The following is a 14,424-nucleotide window of genomic DNA, read 5'->3' on the forward strand; positions in this document are numbered from 1 at the left end:
GCACAGGTTACCGCAGCCGCCGCAAGGGCCGCACGGCGCATGCGTGAGGGCCCGTCCCCTGGGGGGCGGGCCCTCACGCCGAGTACACCGATTGTGGAGCTAAGGAGAATTGAACTCCTGACCTCCTGCATGCCATGCAGGCGCTCTACCAACTGAGCTATAGCCCCGTGCGATGGGGCAACAGTACACGGTGACCAGGCTGGATCACCAATTCGTCGGCCCCGGCGTCAGGCCCGCGCGAACGGCGTCAGGCCCGCGCGAACGAGTAGAAGCGCTTCAGCGTGCAGTGCTCGTCGAGCAGCCGTCCGTAGATCGGCTCGCCCTCCAGCTCGCGGTACGTCTCGATCGGGTCGCCCTTTATGATCAGTGCCCGCGCGCACTCCTCGCACCAGTACTGGTAGGCGAGGTTCAGCGGGTCCATGTCCCTGACAATGGGCGTGCCGCTGCCGCACCAGTCGCAGGTACGCCTGTGTGCGCCCATCACTAGCTCCAGCTGTGGCCGCAGGCCGTGCACACGTATGAGACTCCACCGTTGTCACCGAGCACCTGTGCCACATGGGACGAGCCGCAGGAGGGGCAGTTGAGACGGGCGGACCCGTCCGTTCCGGCACGCAGTGCATCATCGTCGATGCTGCTGGCGGACATCGTGCTCTCCTCCCGTCCCGGCCGACCGTCCCCTCCGGCGGTCCGATTCTGCCATGGCGGGGCCGCGTGGGGCAGCCGCAATCGGCCCCCCTCACGCCGCTGACAGCCGGGTCGTTATACGCACGGCCACGCTCGGCCGCGGGACGGGCGGAACACCGGGAGGGGAAACGCGCAGCGCCCCCGAACCGTGAACGGATCGGGGGCGCTGTCTGCGTAGGAACCGTGGAGCTAAGGAGAATTGAACTCCTGACCTCCTGCATGCCATGCAGGCGCTCTACCAACTGAGCTATAGCCCCGTGTGTCCTGTGCGCTGCGCGCCGCGGACAAGAAGAACCTTAGCCTGCGGGCCGCCGGAAAGTGAAATCAGTCGTCGTCGCCCAGGACCGGCTCGGGCAGCGAGCCCGCGTTGTGCTCAAGCAGGCGCCAGCCGCGCACCCCTTCGCCGAGCACCGACCAGAAGCAGTTGGTCAGCCCGCCGAGGCCCTCCCAGTGGCGGGCCTCGATGCCGAGCAGCCGGCCGATCGTGGTGCGGATCGCGCCGCCGTGGCTGACCACGACGAGCGTGCCGCCGTCCGGCAGCGCGTCCGCGTGGCGCAGCACGACCGGTGCGGCCCGGTCGGCGACTTCGGTCTCCAGCTCCCCGCCGCCGCGGCGCACGGGCTCGCCGCGCTTCCACGCCAGGTACTCGTCGCCGTACCGCTCGTTGATCTCGGTGTGCGTGAGGCCCTGCCAGTCGCCCGCGTACGTCTCACGCAGGCCGGCGTCGTGCGTCACATGGAGGCCCGTCTCGGCGGCGAGCCACGCGGCCGTCGCGGCGGCGCGGCGCAGGTCGGACGAGACGATCGCGTGCGGCTTCAGCTGCGCGAGCTGCCCCGCGGCACGCCTGGCCTGCTGGATCCCGACGTCCGTCAGCTCGATGTCCGTGGAGCCCTGGAACCTGCCCTCGACGTTCCACCGGGTCTGCCCGTGCCGCCACAGCACGATCCTGCGGTCGCGCAGGGGCGCCTCCGCGGCGGACGCGGGCGGGCTGGCGCCGTACGCGCTCAGCTCGCGTCCCCGTCGGCCTCCGCGGACAGCGCCGCGTGCTCCTCGCGCCTGCCCTTCGTCTTCGCCGCGTCCTCGGGGAGCGGCAGCTCGGGGCAGTCCTTCCAGAGCCGCTCGAGGGCGTAGAAGACCCGCTCCTCGTTGTGCTGGACGTGGACGACGACATCCACGTAGTCGAGCAGGATCCAGCGCGCGTCGCGGTCGCCCTCGCGGCGTACGGGCTTGGCACCGCACTCCTTCTGGAGCCGCGCCTCGATCTCGTCCACGATCGACTTGACCTGCCGGTCGTTGGGCGCGGAGGCGAGCAGGAAGGCATCGGTGATCGACAGGACGTCACTGACGTCGTAGGCGATGATGTCGTGCGCGAGACGGTCGGCGGCCGCCTGGGCGGCGGTCTCGACGAGCTGGACGGCACGGTCGGTAGCGGTCACAAGCAGGCTTTCGTCGGTGGTCGTGGAGAAGTCCAGGGTCTCACGGACCACTGACAGGCCGCGCCCCGCGACCGTCTCAGCCGAGCTTCTGCTTGAAGTCCTCGCCGAGGACGACGGCGACATCGGCGTTGCCCGCGGAGCCCTTCCTGACAGCGCCCGCCGGCAGCCCCAGCGTCTTGGCGACCCCGGCGGCCTTCGCCTTCTCCTTCGGGTCCGCGTACGTGACCGAGGACGAGGCGGCCGTGGCGCCCGTGCCGCTGTCGACCACGGTGTAGCCCGCGTTCACGAGCTTCACGCGTGCGGTCTCCGTGGCCGACTTCCCGCCCGTGGCGTTCTTCACACCGACCCGCAGGAAGCCCGACGGGTCCGAGGCCTTCACCGAGCCGCCGAGGATCTGCTTGACCTCGCTCTCGCCCCGCGAGTCGAGCTGCCCGTCGGTCCCGACGGGCAGGACCACGGTCTTGTACCGGTCCTTCTTCGCGTGGTCGGCGAGTTTCGCGAGGGCCGCGCCGAGATCGCTGTCGGTCAGCGACGGGTCGAGGATCTGCGCAAGCGTCTGCACGGTGACGGTCGCGGCCTTCGGGTCGCTCGACATCTTCCGCAGCGTGGCCTGCATGACCTCGCCGAACCGTTCGAGCTGCTTGTCGTCGCTCTCGCCCGGCGCACGGTAAGTGGCGTACGCGACGGCCGCCTTGCCGCTGAGGGTCTGGTCGGCGCCCTTGTGGACGAGGGGCGCGGTGCCCTTCTTCGTGTCGGGCACGTCGGTGTCGGTGGTGACGCCGATGTTGCCGACCAGGTCGACGAGGTTCTCCAGGTACGGGGTGTCGAGCCGCCACGTGCCGGCGACCTTGGTGCCGAGCAGGTTGCCGAGTGCCGTGCGCGTGCCGTCGGAGCCGTCCTCGTCCACGGACTTGCCGAGGGTGGTGACCGTGCCGTCGTCGTTGGTCACGGCCAGGGAGTTCGGCAGCAGGACCGTGCTGCCCTCCCCCGTCGTCTCGTTGTTGACCAGCAGGGCCGTCGAGGTGCTCTTGTCGGCCGTGTTGTGCAGGTGCACCACGATGACGTCGCGCTTCTGCGGGCCGCCTGACGCCGCCGACTGCTTCTTCGCCGTCGCGCCCACGCCCGGCAGCTTGCCCGCGTACCAGAGGTAGCCGGCACCGCCGACCACCACGACGGCGAGGACGACGAGCAGCGCGACGAACCGGTGCTTGCCGCGCCGCCTGGCCTCCTCGCGCCGCTCGGAGCGGCTCTCGGTGAACTTCAGCCAGTCGATGACGTCCTCGGAGTCATCGTCGGGCTCCTCGATGAACGAGAACTGCTCGGTGCGGTACTCCTGTTCGGGTGCGGGGCGCTGGCCGGGCACGGCCGCCCGGCTCCCGGTGTCCGCGCCGGCCTGGTCGGGGAATTCCCGCTGCCCCGTGCCGTGCTGCTGCGGCGGCTGTTGTTGTTGTTGCTGCTGCTGCTGCTGCTGCGGGATGTTCCACTGCTGGGTGGTGTCGACAGCGGCGGGCTGCTGCCCCGTGCCGTAGTCGCCTGCCTGGCCGTAGCCGCCGTACCCGTAGCCCTGCTGCTGCCCGTAGGGGTCGCCGTACCCGGGCGGACGGCCCTGCTGCGGCTGCCCCTGAGCCCCCGGCTGCTGCCCGTAGGGGCCGTACCCGTAGGGCTGCCCGCTTCCGGCGCCGGCTGCGGGGTCCTGGCCCGGCACCGTCGGCTGCTGCCCGGTGTCGTATCCGTAGCCGTACCCCTGCTGCTCGTCGCCGGGCTGCTCGTACACGGGCCGGCCGTACGCGTCGTACCCGACGACCCGCGGGCCGCCGTTGTACGGGTCGTATGGACCAGGACCGTACGGCGGCTGCTGCTGGTCGTTCACCGGTGCCCCTCTTCGGTGGGTGACTGCCGTGGGCGCTCGCGCGCCCGATCGCTCACGCGCGGTACAGCTGGCGCTTGTCGATGTACCGCACGACGCCGTCCGGCACCAGGTACCAGACGGGGTTGCCCTTGACGACGCGCTCCCGGCAGTCCGTGGACGAGATGGCCAGCGCGGGCACCTCGACCAGGGAGACACCGCCCTTGGGCAGCCCGTCGTCCGTCAGATCATGCCCCGGACGGGTGACCCCGATGAAATGCGAGAGCGCGAAGAGCTCCTCGGCGTCCCGCCACGTGAGGATCTGCGACAGCGCATCGGCGCCGGTGATGAAGAAGAGGTCGGCGTCCGGGTTGAGCTCGCGCAGGTCACGCAGGGTGTCGATGGTGTACGTCGGGCCGCCGCGGTCGATGTCGATACGGCTGACCGAGAACTGCGGGTTGGAGGCCGTGGCGATGACCGTCATCAGGTAGCGGTCCTCCGCGGGGGACACCGCCTTGTGGCTCTTCTGCCACGGCTCGCCCGTCGGCACGAAGACCACCTCGTCGAGGTGGAAAAGCGCCGCCACCTCGCTGGCCGCCACCAGGTGGCCGTGGTGGACAGGATCGAATGTCCCGCCCATCACGCCGAGTCGGCGCCTGCCGGGGGCGGCGGGTCCTCGCTGCTCTTCCATGCCCGCAGAGCCTACTGGCACGTGGTTTCGGCCGTCGCTCAGCGGTCCCGGTTGAAGCGCGTGGTGACCCACAGCAGCAACAACAGGACGAACAGGGCCCCGCCACCGGTCAGGTAGGGGCTCAGGCTGTCGTGGCCGCTGCCCTCGGCGAGGGTGGCGAGATGTGCGGTGGTACCGGAGGCGATCATCTTCAACAGGACCTATCGATCGACGGTGGGTCGGTGACTTCGGGCACATCGTATGCGGGCCCGCGCGGCGGGCACATGCCGACTCAGTCGTTGCCCCCATTGTCGCCGTTGTCGCCGTAGCCGCGCAGCAGGAACCAGGCGAGGAAGACCGCGCCGAGAACCATGACGACGATCACGACACGCAGGACCGTACCGGCGCCCTGCTGGCCCGCGGTGGCCAACGCCGCGGCGAGTGTGGTGGCTGCCTGCATGACGAGTGCGCTCCTCGATCTCTCGCTGACCGCCGCACCGGAAACGTACCGGGAAGCGGCTGTTGCCCCCACCCACACGGTAGCCCCAGCGCCTAGGCTGTTCTCCGGCAGGGGGACGAGCCGGCATCCCGTGCGGGATCCCGTACGGGACAGGTGACGCAGCAAGGGGACGGGCCATGACCGACGACAGCGACCACAGCGGCGTTCCGATGCGGAAGCGCAGGCGCTTCCCCGGCATCTCCTCGCGGGCCTACGAGCACCCCGCCGACCGCTCCGCGCTGGTCGCGCTGCGGAAGCTGAGCGGCTTCGACACCGTCTTCAAGGCGCTCAGCGGCCTGCTGCCCGAGCGCAGCCTGCGGCTGCTGTTCCTCTCCGACTCGGTGCGGGTGAGCGAGGCGCAGTTCCCGCACCTGCACGAGATGCTCCTCGACGCGTCGTACGTCCTCGACCTGAAGAAGGTCCCGACGATGTACGTCACGCAGAACCCGCAGCCGAGCGCCATGTGTGTCGGGCTCGACGAGCCGATCATCGTCGTCTCCACGGGCCTGGTCGAGCTGCTCGACGAGGAGGAGATGCGGGCGGTCGTGGGCCACGAGACGGGCCACGCGCTGTCCGGGCACTCGGTGTACCGGACGATCCTGCTGTTCCTGACGAATCTCGCGATGAAGGTCGCCTGGATCCCGCTGGGGAACGTGGCGGTCATGGCGATCGTCACCGCGCTGCGCGAGTGGTTCCGCAAGTCGGAGCTGTCGGCGGACCGCGCGGGGCTGCTGGTCGGGCAGGACCTCCAGGCGTCGATGCGCGGCCTGATGAAGATCGCGGGCGGCAACCACCTGCACGAGATGAACGTGGACGCGTTCCTCGCCCAGGCCGAGGAGTACGAGAGCGCGGGCGACCTGCGCGACTCGGTCCTGAAGATCATGAACGTGCTGCCGCGCTCGCACCCGTTCACGACGGTGCGGGCGGCGGAGCTGAAGAAGTGGGCCGCGAGCCGCGACTACCAGCGGATCATGGACGGGCACTACCCGCGCAGGGACGAGGACAAGGACGCCTCGGTGTCCGATTCGTTCCGCGACTCCGCGTCGCACTACGCCGACACCGTCAAGGGCAGCAAGGACCCGCTGTTCAAGCTGGTGGGCGACATCGCGGGCGGCGCGGGCGACCTCGGCGGCAAGCTGCGTGACCGCTTCATGGGCGGCCAGGGCGGCAACGCGGCGGGCGGCCAGGGCGGCCAGGGCGATGAGCCGACGGACGGCGGCCAGGCGGGCGCCTGAGCCGCGTCAGTGCGCGGTGGGCGAGTGCGTCGGCGCCGCGTGCGTGCTTGCCGCGTGCGCCGGCGCCGAGCGCCCCGGCGCGCCGAGCGCCCCGCACAGGTCCCCCGTCAGGCGGCCAGGGGCGAACGGGTCGACCTCCACCGGATCGCCCGACGGGGCGCTCGCGCCCGCGAGCAGCGGCGCGAACGCCTTGCGGGCCGCCGCGGAGCACGCCTCGGGCCCCGCGTCGACGTCGCTCTGCACGAGCCGGGCGCGCTTGGTCTCCAGGTCGCTCATGTCGAAGCGGAACCGCAGCTCACGCCGCACGGTGAACAGCGACGCCGCGTCCTTCGCCGTGCTGCCGGCCGGGCGCAGCAGATAGACGAACGTATGGTGCGTGCTGACCTCCAGCGCCCGGTCGGCGCTCTCCCGGTACGCCATCGAGCCGTGCACCCGCACCGCGCCGTCCGCCTGCCGCACCTTGGCGGGGTCGAACGACACCAGCCAGCCCGCCGGCTCGTGCAGTCCGTCCGCGTCCGGCGCGGCGAACGAGCGGTCGAACTGGCCGGTCTGCGCCGGGTCGAGCAGGTCGCGGACGGCGTCGCGGTCCCGGCCGGCGAGCACGTCGGGGTTGAGCGCGGAGGCGACCAGGTAGCTCTTGGCGATTCCGAGCGCGGTCCCCACCTGGCTCGCGGAGAAGTGGGCCGTGCTCTTCGGCACCGGCGTCGGGATGCCCTCTCCTCCGACGTGGAAGCTCTTCGCGGGGCTGTTGGCCAGCAGCTCGGCAGGGGTGCCGCCGGGCACATCGGCGGTGGGGGCGAGTGGTACGACGGTCATCCGCAGCTGCGCGGCGGAGCGCGGCGTGCCCGGCGGCCTGCTCGGCTGGCGGAAGCCCAGGTAGACGGCCGCGCCGAAGGCCAGCGCGAGCAGCACGAACAGCGTCAGGAGCGGGTGTGGGCCTCTTCTGGGGCCGCGCGTGGCAGCGCCCGCGCGAGAGCCGCGCGTACGCACCGCGTGCTCGCTGCCTGCCATGCGCTCGCGCGCGGAGAGCTCCTGGATGCGGGCAGCGCGGACGAACGATTCGTCGAAGACGACGGACCGGTACTCGTCGTCGCCTCCGGGCGGACCGTCGGGTGTCCCCTCGGGCGGGTCTCCATGCCCTGCCATATTTTCAGAGTAGGCCGCGGCGGACGGAGGTAAACGCGGCCGTAGAGGTCAACTTGCACCAGAACCGGCCATCGGCGATCAGGGCTGGAGCGGGTTCCGGTTACGCATCCGAGGCGCCCGGCGCCCGGGTCGGCTCAGCGGGTGCGCGGCACGGCCGAGACCGGCGGTGCCGACTGGCGCCGTCCGCCACCGCCCGCCTTGTCGCCGCCGTCGGCGGGGTCGTCCGGCCCCTCGACGCGCGGCGCGTCTATTCCCGTGGAGGCCGGCTGCGGCGCCTGCCCCGGCCTGCTGCCGCCTCCCGAGCCCCGGGAGACCGCGGAGAGCGCGAGCGCCACCATGCCGATGCCGATCAGCAGCGCGAGCAGCCAGGCCACCGGCCGGTGCCAGCGCGCCCGGCCGTGGTAGGGGAACAGCGTGCCGCCGTGGCGGCCGTACGGGCTCGGCGCATCCGGGTCGTCGGGGTCGTACGCGCCGTGCGCGCGGGCCTCCGGGTGCCTGCGGCTGTACAGCTCGTCCCAGAGCTCGTGCTCCTCCTCAGGGGCGTGCCTGCCGGCGCGCGACCTCGCGGCGTCGGCCTCGGCGCGGGCCTGGGCGGCGGCGAGCAGCCGCTCGACCGCCGACGGCTCATGGAACTCGGCCGCCCGCACGAAGGCCTCGTCGAGCACCACGGAGGCGAACTCCTCGTCCGCTCCGCGGTCGTCGTCGGGCTCCCAGCCGTCCTGGAACGGCCTGCCCCCCACGTCGTCCGCCACGGATCCAGCGTATCCCCGCCGGGCCGCTTTGGGCAGGGAGAGTCCGTCTTCTTCCCCTGCCACGCGGTATGAACCGCGCCACTTACCTGGTGTGGCCGTCCCCGGTGACGATGTACTTGGTCGACGTCAGCTCGGGCAGGCCCATCGGGCCGCGCGCGTGCAGCTTCTGCGTGGAGATGCCGATCTCGGCGCCGAAGCCGAACTGGCCGCCGTCGGTGAAGCGGGTGGACGCGTTCACGGCGACCGTCGTCGAATCCACCAACCGGGTGAACTTGCGGGCCGCCGCCTGCGAGGTCGTGACGATGGCCTCGGTGTGCCCGGACGACCAGAGCCTGATGTGCGCCACCGCCGCGTCCAGCGAGTCGACGACCGCGGCCGCGATGTCGTACGAGAGGTACTCGGTCTCCCAGTCGTCCGCGGTGGCCGCCACGACCGTCGCCTTGCTCCGCTCGCCGTACGGCACGACGCGCTCGTCGCCGTGGACCGTCACCCCCGCGTCGGCGAGTGCGTCGAGCGCGCGCGGCAGGAAGTCGGCCGCGACGTCCTGGTGCACGAGAAGCGTCTCCGCGGCGTTGCACACGCTGGGCCTGGACGCCTTGGAGTCGACGAGGATCGACACGGCCATGTCCAGGTCGGTGTCGGCGTCGACGTACACGTGGCAGTTGCCCGTGCCGGTCTCGATGACCGGCACCGTGGACTGCTCCACGACGGTGCGGATCAGCGCGGCGCCGCCGCGCGGGATGAGGACGTCCACCAGGCCGCGCGCCCGCATCAGTTCGCGCGCCGAGTCGCGGTCCTCGCCCGGCACCAGCTGCACCGCGTCCGCCGGAAGACCAGCCCCGCCGACCGCGTCGCGCACCACCCGTACGAGCGCGGTGTTGGACGCGATCGCGGACGAGGAGCCGCGCAGCAGCACGGCGTTGCCCGACTTCAGGCAGAGCGCGGCCGCGTCGACGGTCACGTTGGGACGCGCCTCGTAGATGATGCCGACCACGCCGAGCGGCACCCGGACCTGCCGCAGGTCGATGCCGTTCGGCAGGGTCGAGCCGCGCACCACCTCGCCGACCGGGTCGGGCAGCGCGGCCACGTCGCGCACGTCCCGCGCCATGGCCCGCACCCGCTCGGGGGTGAGCGTCAGCCGGTCGATCATCGCTTCCTCGGCGCCCGCACGCCGGGCCCGCTCGACGTCCTCGGCGTTGGCCGTGACGATCTCGTGGGTGCGCACCTCGAGCGCGTCGGCGATCGCGAGCAGCGCGTCGTCCTTGGCCGCGCGCGGCAGCGGTGCGAGGTCCTCAGCGGCCGACTTCGACCGGTAGGCGGCCCTGGCGACCGCTGAGAGGTTGTCGTAGGGCGAGAGCGAGGTCATGAACCGCAGCGTAGTGCGCGCGGAGCAGGCTTTCCGCCCGTATCCCGCACTGCGAGACGCCCCCCGTCCCCGTCCGCCGAGGCGGCGGGGGACGGTTCCGGGGGCGCGCCCGCGGTCAGAACGGGTGGACGCCGACGCGGGCCGCGGGCGGCGGCCCGTACCCCTCCGCCACGCGCTGGTGGTACGTCTCCCGGTCGATGACCTCGAGGCCGACGATCTCCCAGGGCGGCAGCTTCGCGCTCGACCTGTGCTCGCCCCACAGCCGCAGCGCGACGGCCGCCGCGTCGTGCAGGTCCCTGGCCTCTTCCCAGTACCTGATCTCGGCGTGATCGCCCGCGTATCTGCTGGTCAGCAGGAAGGGGTGGTCGTGCGCCAGCTGTTCGAGCGCCCGCCTGACGTCGGTGAGCGGCGCCTCGTCGCCCGAGACGCTGAGCGTGACGTGCCACAGCCGCGACACCGGACGTGCCCCGCCGTCGGAACCCTCGGGCTCGCCGGCGGGCCGCCCGTGCCCGCCGGGGGCGCCGAAGTCGTCGCCGGCGTCGACACTCGTGAGGATCGTCTCGTGTCCCGCCGTCCGCCGGGCGTGGACGCCTCCGCCCGGGCGGATCGCCGTGCCTGGACGCACTCGTCTCACCGGCGGCCTCCTCCTGCTGATCGGTGCTGCTGCTTCCCCTGTCCCCCCATAGAGTTGACCAGCCCGAGGCCGCCCTTGGGGGCGTTTTCGGCAACCTCCACGCCGCCGGAACGCCTCCCACACCCTTTCTCAGCCCATCGGGGGGCCGCCTCAGCGCTGGAGCACCACCAGATCGTCCTTGTGTACGACCTCGCGCTCGTAGGCCGGGCCGAGCTCTCTGGCCAGGTCGCGGGTGGAGCGTCCGAGCAGCTGCGGCAGTTCCTTCGCGTCGAAGTTGACCAGGCCCCTGGCGACCGCCATGCCGTCCATGTCCCGCAGCTCCACCGGGTCGCCGGCGCCGAACTCGCCCTCCACCGCGGCGATCCCGGCGGCGAGCAGCGACGTGTGGCGCTCCACGACGGCGCGCACCGCGCCGTCGTCCAGGGTGAGGGCGCCGCGTGGCGTGGAGGCGTGCGCGAGCCACAGCAGCCGGCCGCGCGAGCGCCGCCCCGTGGGGTGGAAGTACGTGCCGCTCTCGCGTCCCGCGAGAGCGTCGGCGGCGCGGCTCGCGGAGGTCAGGACGACGGGGACGCCCGCGCCCGTGGCGATCCTGGCCGCCTCGACCTTGGTGGCCATGCCGCCGGTGCCCACCCCGGCCTTGCCGGCGCTGCCGATCGTGATCCCCGCGAGGTCGCCGGGGCCGCGCACCTCGCCGACGCGCGAGGCGCCCGGGGTGGCCGGGTCGCCGTCGTAGAGGCCGTCCACGTCGGACAGGAGCACGAGCAGGTCGGCGCGTACGAGGTGGGCGACGAGGGCGGCGAGGCGGTCGTTGTCGCCGAAGCGGATCTCGTCCGTGGCGACGGTGTCGTTCTCGTTGACGACGGGCAGCGCGCCCATCCGCAGGAGCTGTTCGAGGGTGCGGTACGCGTTGCGGTAGTGGCTACGCCTGCTGGTGTCGTACGACGTCATCAGCACCTGGCCCACGCGCACGCCGTAGCGGGCGAACGAGGCCGTGTAGCGGGCGATCAGCAGCCCCTGGCCGACGCTGGCGGCGGCCTGCTGGCGGGCCAGGTCGCGGGGGCGGCGCCCCAGGCCGAGCGGGGCGAGGCCCGCCGCGATGGCGCCGCTGGAGACGAGCACGACCTCGCGCTCGCCGCCGCGCACCGAGGCGAGCACATCGACCAGGGCGTCCACCCGGTCGGCGTCGAGCCCGCCCGCGGCGGTCGTCAGGGACGAGGAGCCGACCTTGACGACGATCCTCCGCGCGCCCGTCACGGCGTCCCGCCGCGTCTGCGCCTGCTGCCGTGCCGCTGCCACGTCCCGTCGCCCCTGCTCTCCCGCTCACCGTCCGCCGCCTTGCGCCGGTCAGCGTACGCGTACGGTCCGTGGCGGCGGACACCCTTTCCACCTGCCGGACGGTGGGTCCCGCGGCGGTGCGGCCGGCCCTCACGGCCCGGCCGGTGCGCTCAGTGGGCCGCGGGGCGCAGCGACGCGCGGAAGGCCGTGCTCTCCTCGTAGGTCGGCAGGAGTCCGCGCCGCGCCGCCTCGGCAAGCGAGGGCGCCTGCGCGTCCTTCGACGACAGCAGCGGCTCGATGCCCTCGGGCCACTCGATCCCGAGGTCCGGGTCGAACGGGTCGATGCCGTGCTCGCGCTCCGGCGCGTAGCCCGAGGAGCACAGGTAGACGACGGTGGCGTCGTCGGTGAGCGCGAAGAACGCGTGCCCGAGCCCCTCGGAGAGGTACACGGCGTGGTGCGTCTCGTCGTCCAGGCGCACGGCCTCCCACGACGCGTACGTGGGAGAGCCGGTCCTGATGTCCACGATGAAGTCGATCACCGCGCCGCGCACGCACTTGACGTACTTGGCCTGGCTCGGCGGCACGTCGGCGTAGTGGATGCCTCGCAGCGTGCCGCGCCGCGACACGGAGCAGTTGGCCTGGGCGAGGTCGAGGTCGTGCCCGTCGGCGTCCCGGAGGTCGGCTGCGCGGAACCACTCGTGGAAGGAGCCGCGGTCGTCGGGGAAGACCTTCGGTTCGTGGATCCACGCGCCTTCGATGGACAGGGGTCGCATGACTGACTCAGCTTTCTGGCTCGCGTCGGTGCTTGTGGTGGGGTCCGTCACGCCCGGGAGAGGGCGCGGCGCAGCCTTCTCATGATCCGCTGCGGCAGCGATGCCCGCTTACGGGGGTCGCCGGTGAGGGCGGAAGCGGGCGCGAAGGCGGCCCGTCCGTCGGCGCGCACGCGCACGCCGACGGGCAGCGGCGTCCAGCGCGGGGCGCCGCGCCGCGCCGAGGGCACGCCCAGCTCCACCTTCCAGGTGCGGCGGGCCAGTTCCGCGGTCGGGAGGGTCGCGGTCAGGACGGCGCCGCCGTCCCCGGGCGCGAGCGACGCGGGCACGCGGGTGGCGGAACCGCCCTTGAGGGGCTTGAGTCGCAGGTCGGCCCCCTGCCCGGCCGCCACGTGCAGCGGTACGGGGAGGCGCACGGCGCCGCCCGCGAGCGTGATGTCCTGCGGGGTGAGCGGGGCCAGGTCGCGGTCGATCCAGTTCGTCTCGCAGTCGACGTCGAGGGAGAGGTTCCCGTACCCCTGCGTCCAGTACGGCATGACCAGGCGGCGCGGCTCGCCGGTCAGGGCGCCCCTGCGGGCCTTGTCGACGGTCTCGTCGCGCACGGAGCCGAGACGGGCGGCCTTGGACCAGCCGCAGGCGATGATGCGCACGTGGATGTCCCAGATGCCGGGGCCGAGCGGGCCGCCGCCCGCGGCCGTGGCCGGGTCGACGGTGGCGCGTGCGCGCAGCACCATGCGGAAGTCGCCGTCGCCTTCCAGCGGCACGCGCTCCACCGTGAGTTCGATCGGCTGGTAGAACTCGGCGGCGCTGCTGCGTTCCTTGACGACGAGGCCGACCCGGGCGCCGTCGACGGTGGCGCGCGTGCTCGCGCCCGCCTCGGTGATCGCGGCGAGTGCCTCGGGGCCGAACGGCAGGTCGAGCAGGGGTTCGCCGTCCTCGGTGCGAAACCGCAGGGGCTCGCCCTCGATCTGGAACTCGGCGGAGAAGCCGAGGGACAGGCCCGCCTCGCCCCACTCCATGGTCTCGAGACGCCCGGTGGGCTTGATCCCCGCCTCCCAGCGGGCGTACGTCCCGACGTCCTCGAAGCGACCGGTGGAGATCAGTGCGGCGACGACCTGCTGGGTCGGCTGGAGGCCGGCCGCCACGCCGGGGCCCATGCGCTCACCGACCACCGCGCGGATCTCGTCGTACAGCTCCTTGCGGTAGTCATCGGGCAGCGACAGGAAACGCTGCGCGCGCAGCCGCTCCACCATCTCGTTGCGAAGCCAGCGGCGGTAGAGCTTGTCGCGCAGCCGTCCCGGCTCGGTGTTGTGCTCGACCACGTCGAGCGCCTCGCGCAGATTGCGGAAGTATCCGACCGGATCGAAGCGCTGGAATCCGGCATTCGACGCGTCCTCGCGTTTTACGTGGTAGTAGCACACGTAATCGCTGAGGACGGAGACGTTCGAGGCCAGGAGATATGCCTCGGCGACGAAGACGTGGTCCTCAAGACGCCTGCGGCCCTCCTTGAAGAGGATTTTATTCTTTTCGAGGAACCGTTTGCGGAACATCTTGTGCGGGGTCAGGCTGTCGATCAGCGGCGCGTTGTCGACGGTGGCCTTCGGGCGGTTCACCCGGAAGAGTTCCAGCGGAACGGGCCTGCCCTTGCCGGCCATCTTGCCCACGACGACGTCGGCCTCGTTGGCCGTGCCGTAGTCGTACATCCGCTCGAGCGCCTCGTCGCCGAGCCAGTCGTCGTTGTCGACGAACATCACGAACTCGCCCTGTGCGCGGGCGATTCCGACGTTGCGCGGGCGACCCGACCAGCCCGAGGGCTCCTGGTGGACGACGTGCATGTGCGGGTGCGCCGCGGCCAGCTCGTCCAGTCGCGCGGGCGTCTCGTCGCTCGACCCGTCGTCCACGAAGATGGCTTCGTATTCGTCGTCGGGGAGGCTCTGTCTCAGCAATGACGAGATGCAGTCCTCGATGTACGCACCTGGGTTGTACACCGGAATGATCACGCTCACCTTGACGGACATGCACCAAGCCCCAACTGGTCGGGAAAACGCCCCGGGATCCGGGTCTGCGTAGCGTCCAGGGTATAGGCAGTATTCGCATCGCGAATTCGTGTG

At 71.9% G+C, this 14,424-nt stretch carries 15 protein-coding genes and 2 tRNA genes; 1 reads left to right on the top strand and 16 read right to left on the bottom strand.

Going from position 1 to position 14,424, the window contains the following annotated elements:
- Positions 1-94: 94 nt before the first annotated feature.
- The 9 genes from IH48_RS0129720 to IH48_RS36710 form a co-directional block, all read right to left on the bottom strand.
- Positions 95-167 (bottom strand) — tRNA-Ala (locus tag IH48_RS0129720).
- Positions 168-247: 80 nt separating this feature from the next.
- Positions 248-481, bottom strand: coding sequence for a hypothetical protein (locus IH48_RS0129725; protein WP_030911466.1), 234 nt, complete (start codon positions 479-481; stop codon positions 248-250).
- A 387-nt stretch (positions 482-868) separates the two neighbouring features.
- Positions 869-941, bottom strand: a tRNA-Ala gene (locus IH48_RS0129730).
- A 67-nt stretch (positions 942-1,008) separates the two neighbouring features.
- Positions 1,009-1,644, bottom strand: coding sequence for a histidine phosphatase family protein (locus IH48_RS0129735; protein WP_030911470.1), 636 nt, complete (start codon positions 1,642-1,644; stop codon positions 1,009-1,011).
- A gap of 44 nt (positions 1,645-1,688) precedes the next feature.
- On the bottom strand, positions 1,689-2,120 hold the full coding sequence (gene rsfS, locus IH48_RS0129740) for a ribosome silencing factor (RefSeq protein WP_030911473.1): 432 nt from the start codon (positions 2,118-2,120) through the stop codon (positions 1,689-1,691).
- 76 nt (positions 2,121-2,196) lie between these two features.
- On the bottom strand, positions 2,197-3,990 hold the full coding sequence (locus IH48_RS0129745) for an LCP family protein (RefSeq protein WP_030911476.1): 1,794 nt from the start codon (positions 3,988-3,990) through the stop codon (positions 2,197-2,199).
- 52 nt (positions 3,991-4,042) lie between these two features.
- On the bottom strand, positions 4,043-4,657 hold the full coding sequence (gene nadD, locus IH48_RS0129750; protein WP_030911479.1) for a nicotinate-nucleotide adenylyltransferase: 615 nt from the start codon (positions 4,655-4,657) through the stop codon (positions 4,043-4,045).
- Between the two features lie 38 nt (positions 4,658-4,695).
- Positions 4,696-4,845 carry a hypothetical protein gene (locus tag IH48_RS36705; RefSeq protein WP_199810030.1) on the bottom strand — a complete coding sequence of 50 codons (150 nt, stop codon included), beginning with the start codon at positions 4,843-4,845 and terminating at the stop codon, positions 4,696-4,698.
- Between the two features lie 83 nt (positions 4,846-4,928).
- Positions 4,929-5,096: a hypothetical protein gene (locus tag IH48_RS36710; RefSeq protein WP_037843707.1), complete on the bottom strand. Its 168-nt coding sequence runs from the start codon at positions 5,094-5,096 to the stop codon at positions 4,929-4,931.
- A 176-nt stretch (positions 5,097-5,272) separates the two neighbouring features.
- Here IH48_RS36710 and IH48_RS0129765 point away from each other — a divergent pair, with 176 nt between their 5' ends.
- Positions 5,273-6,370: a M48 family metallopeptidase gene (locus tag IH48_RS0129765; RefSeq protein ID WP_030911481.1), complete on the top strand. Its 1,098-nt coding sequence runs from the start codon at positions 5,273-5,275 to the stop codon at positions 6,368-6,370.
- Between the two features lie 6 nt (positions 6,371-6,376).
- Here IH48_RS0129765 and IH48_RS0129770 read toward each other — a convergent pair whose 3' ends face one another.
- The 7 genes from IH48_RS0129770 to IH48_RS0129800 all read right to left on the bottom strand — a co-directional run bounded on the left by IH48_RS0129770 (position 6,377) and on the right by IH48_RS0129800 (position 14,331).
- Positions 6,377-7,516 (bottom strand): hypothetical protein, encoded by a 1,140-nt coding sequence (locus IH48_RS0129770; RefSeq protein ID WP_051840860.1) that lies wholly within the window; start codon positions 7,514-7,516, stop codon positions 6,377-6,379.
- A 134-nt stretch (positions 7,517-7,650) separates the two neighbouring features.
- The gene (locus IH48_RS0129775; protein ID WP_030911488.1) at positions 7,651-8,268 is read right to left on the bottom strand and encodes a hypothetical protein; all 618 of its coding nucleotides are present in this window, start codon (positions 8,266-8,268) and stop codon (positions 7,651-7,653) included.
- A gap of 82 nt (positions 8,269-8,350) precedes the next feature.
- A complete protein-coding gene (locus IH48_RS0129780) occupies positions 8,351-9,634 on the bottom strand; it encodes a glutamate-5-semialdehyde dehydrogenase (RefSeq protein ID WP_030911491.1) in 1,284 nt (427 codons plus the stop codon).
- A 115-nt stretch (positions 9,635-9,749) separates the two neighbouring features.
- Positions 9,750-10,268 carry a hypothetical protein gene (locus IH48_RS0129785; protein WP_030911494.1) on the bottom strand — a complete coding sequence of 173 codons (519 nt, stop codon included), beginning with the start codon at positions 10,266-10,268 and terminating at the stop codon, positions 9,750-9,752.
- A gap of 150 nt (positions 10,269-10,418) precedes the next feature.
- Positions 10,419-11,522: a glutamate 5-kinase gene (gene proB / locus IH48_RS0129790; RefSeq protein ID WP_030911497.1), complete on the bottom strand. Its 1,104-nt coding sequence runs from the start codon at positions 11,520-11,522 to the stop codon at positions 10,419-10,421.
- Between the two features lie 191 nt (positions 11,523-11,713).
- Positions 11,714-12,316, bottom strand: coding sequence for a dTDP-4-dehydrorhamnose 3,5-epimerase (gene rfbC / locus IH48_RS0129795; RefSeq protein ID WP_030911499.1), 603 nt, complete (start codon positions 12,314-12,316; stop codon positions 11,714-11,716).
- A 47-nt stretch (positions 12,317-12,363) separates the two neighbouring features.
- Positions 12,364-14,331 (bottom strand): glycosyltransferase family 2 protein, encoded by a 1,968-nt coding sequence (locus tag IH48_RS0129800; protein ID WP_030911502.1) that lies wholly within the window; start codon positions 14,329-14,331, stop codon positions 12,364-12,366.
- Positions 14,332-14,424: the final 93 nt, after the last annotated feature.

Origin of the sequence: Streptomyces sp. NRRL F-5126, from assembly GCF_000721265.1 — a bacterium.
In the GTDB taxonomy this organism is placed as follows: Bacteria; Actinomycetota; Actinomycetes; order Streptomycetales; family Streptomycetaceae; genus Streptomyces.

Bases quoted from the DNA above. Each gene is read 5' to 3' on its own strand.
- IH48_RS0129780 (WP_030911491.1), bottom strand. From the start codon at position 9,634: ATGACCTCGCTCTCGCCCTACGACAACCTCTCAGCGGTCGCCAGGGCC.
- rfbC (WP_030911499.1), bottom strand. From the start codon at position 12,316: ATGCGACCCCTGTCCATCGAAGGCGCGTGGATCCACGAACCGAAGGTC.
- IH48_RS0129765 (WP_030911481.1), top strand. From the start codon at position 5,273: ATGACCGACGACAGCGACCACAGCGGCGTTCCGATGCGGAAGCGCAGG.
- nadD (WP_030911479.1), bottom strand. From the start codon at position 4,657: ATGGAAGAGCAGCGAGGACCCGCCGCCCCCGGCAGGCGCCGACTCGGC.
- IH48_RS36710 (WP_037843707.1), bottom strand. From the start codon at position 5,096: ATGCAGGCAGCCACCACACTCGCCGCGGCGTTGGCCACCGCGGGCCAG.
- IH48_RS0129725 (WP_030911466.1), bottom strand. From the start codon at position 481: ATGGGCGCACACAGGCGTACCTGCGACTGGTGCGGCAGCGGCACGCCC.
- IH48_RS0129800 (WP_030911502.1), bottom strand. From the start codon at position 14,331: ATGTCCGTCAAGGTGAGCGTGATCATTCCGGTGTACAACCCAGGTGCG.
- IH48_RS0129770 (WP_051840860.1), bottom strand. From the start codon at position 7,516: ATGGCAGGGCATGGAGACCCGCCCGAGGGGACACCCGACGGTCCGCCC.
- IH48_RS36705 (WP_199810030.1), bottom strand. From the start codon at position 4,845: ATGATCGCCTCCGGTACCACCGCACATCTCGCCACCCTCGCCGAGGGC.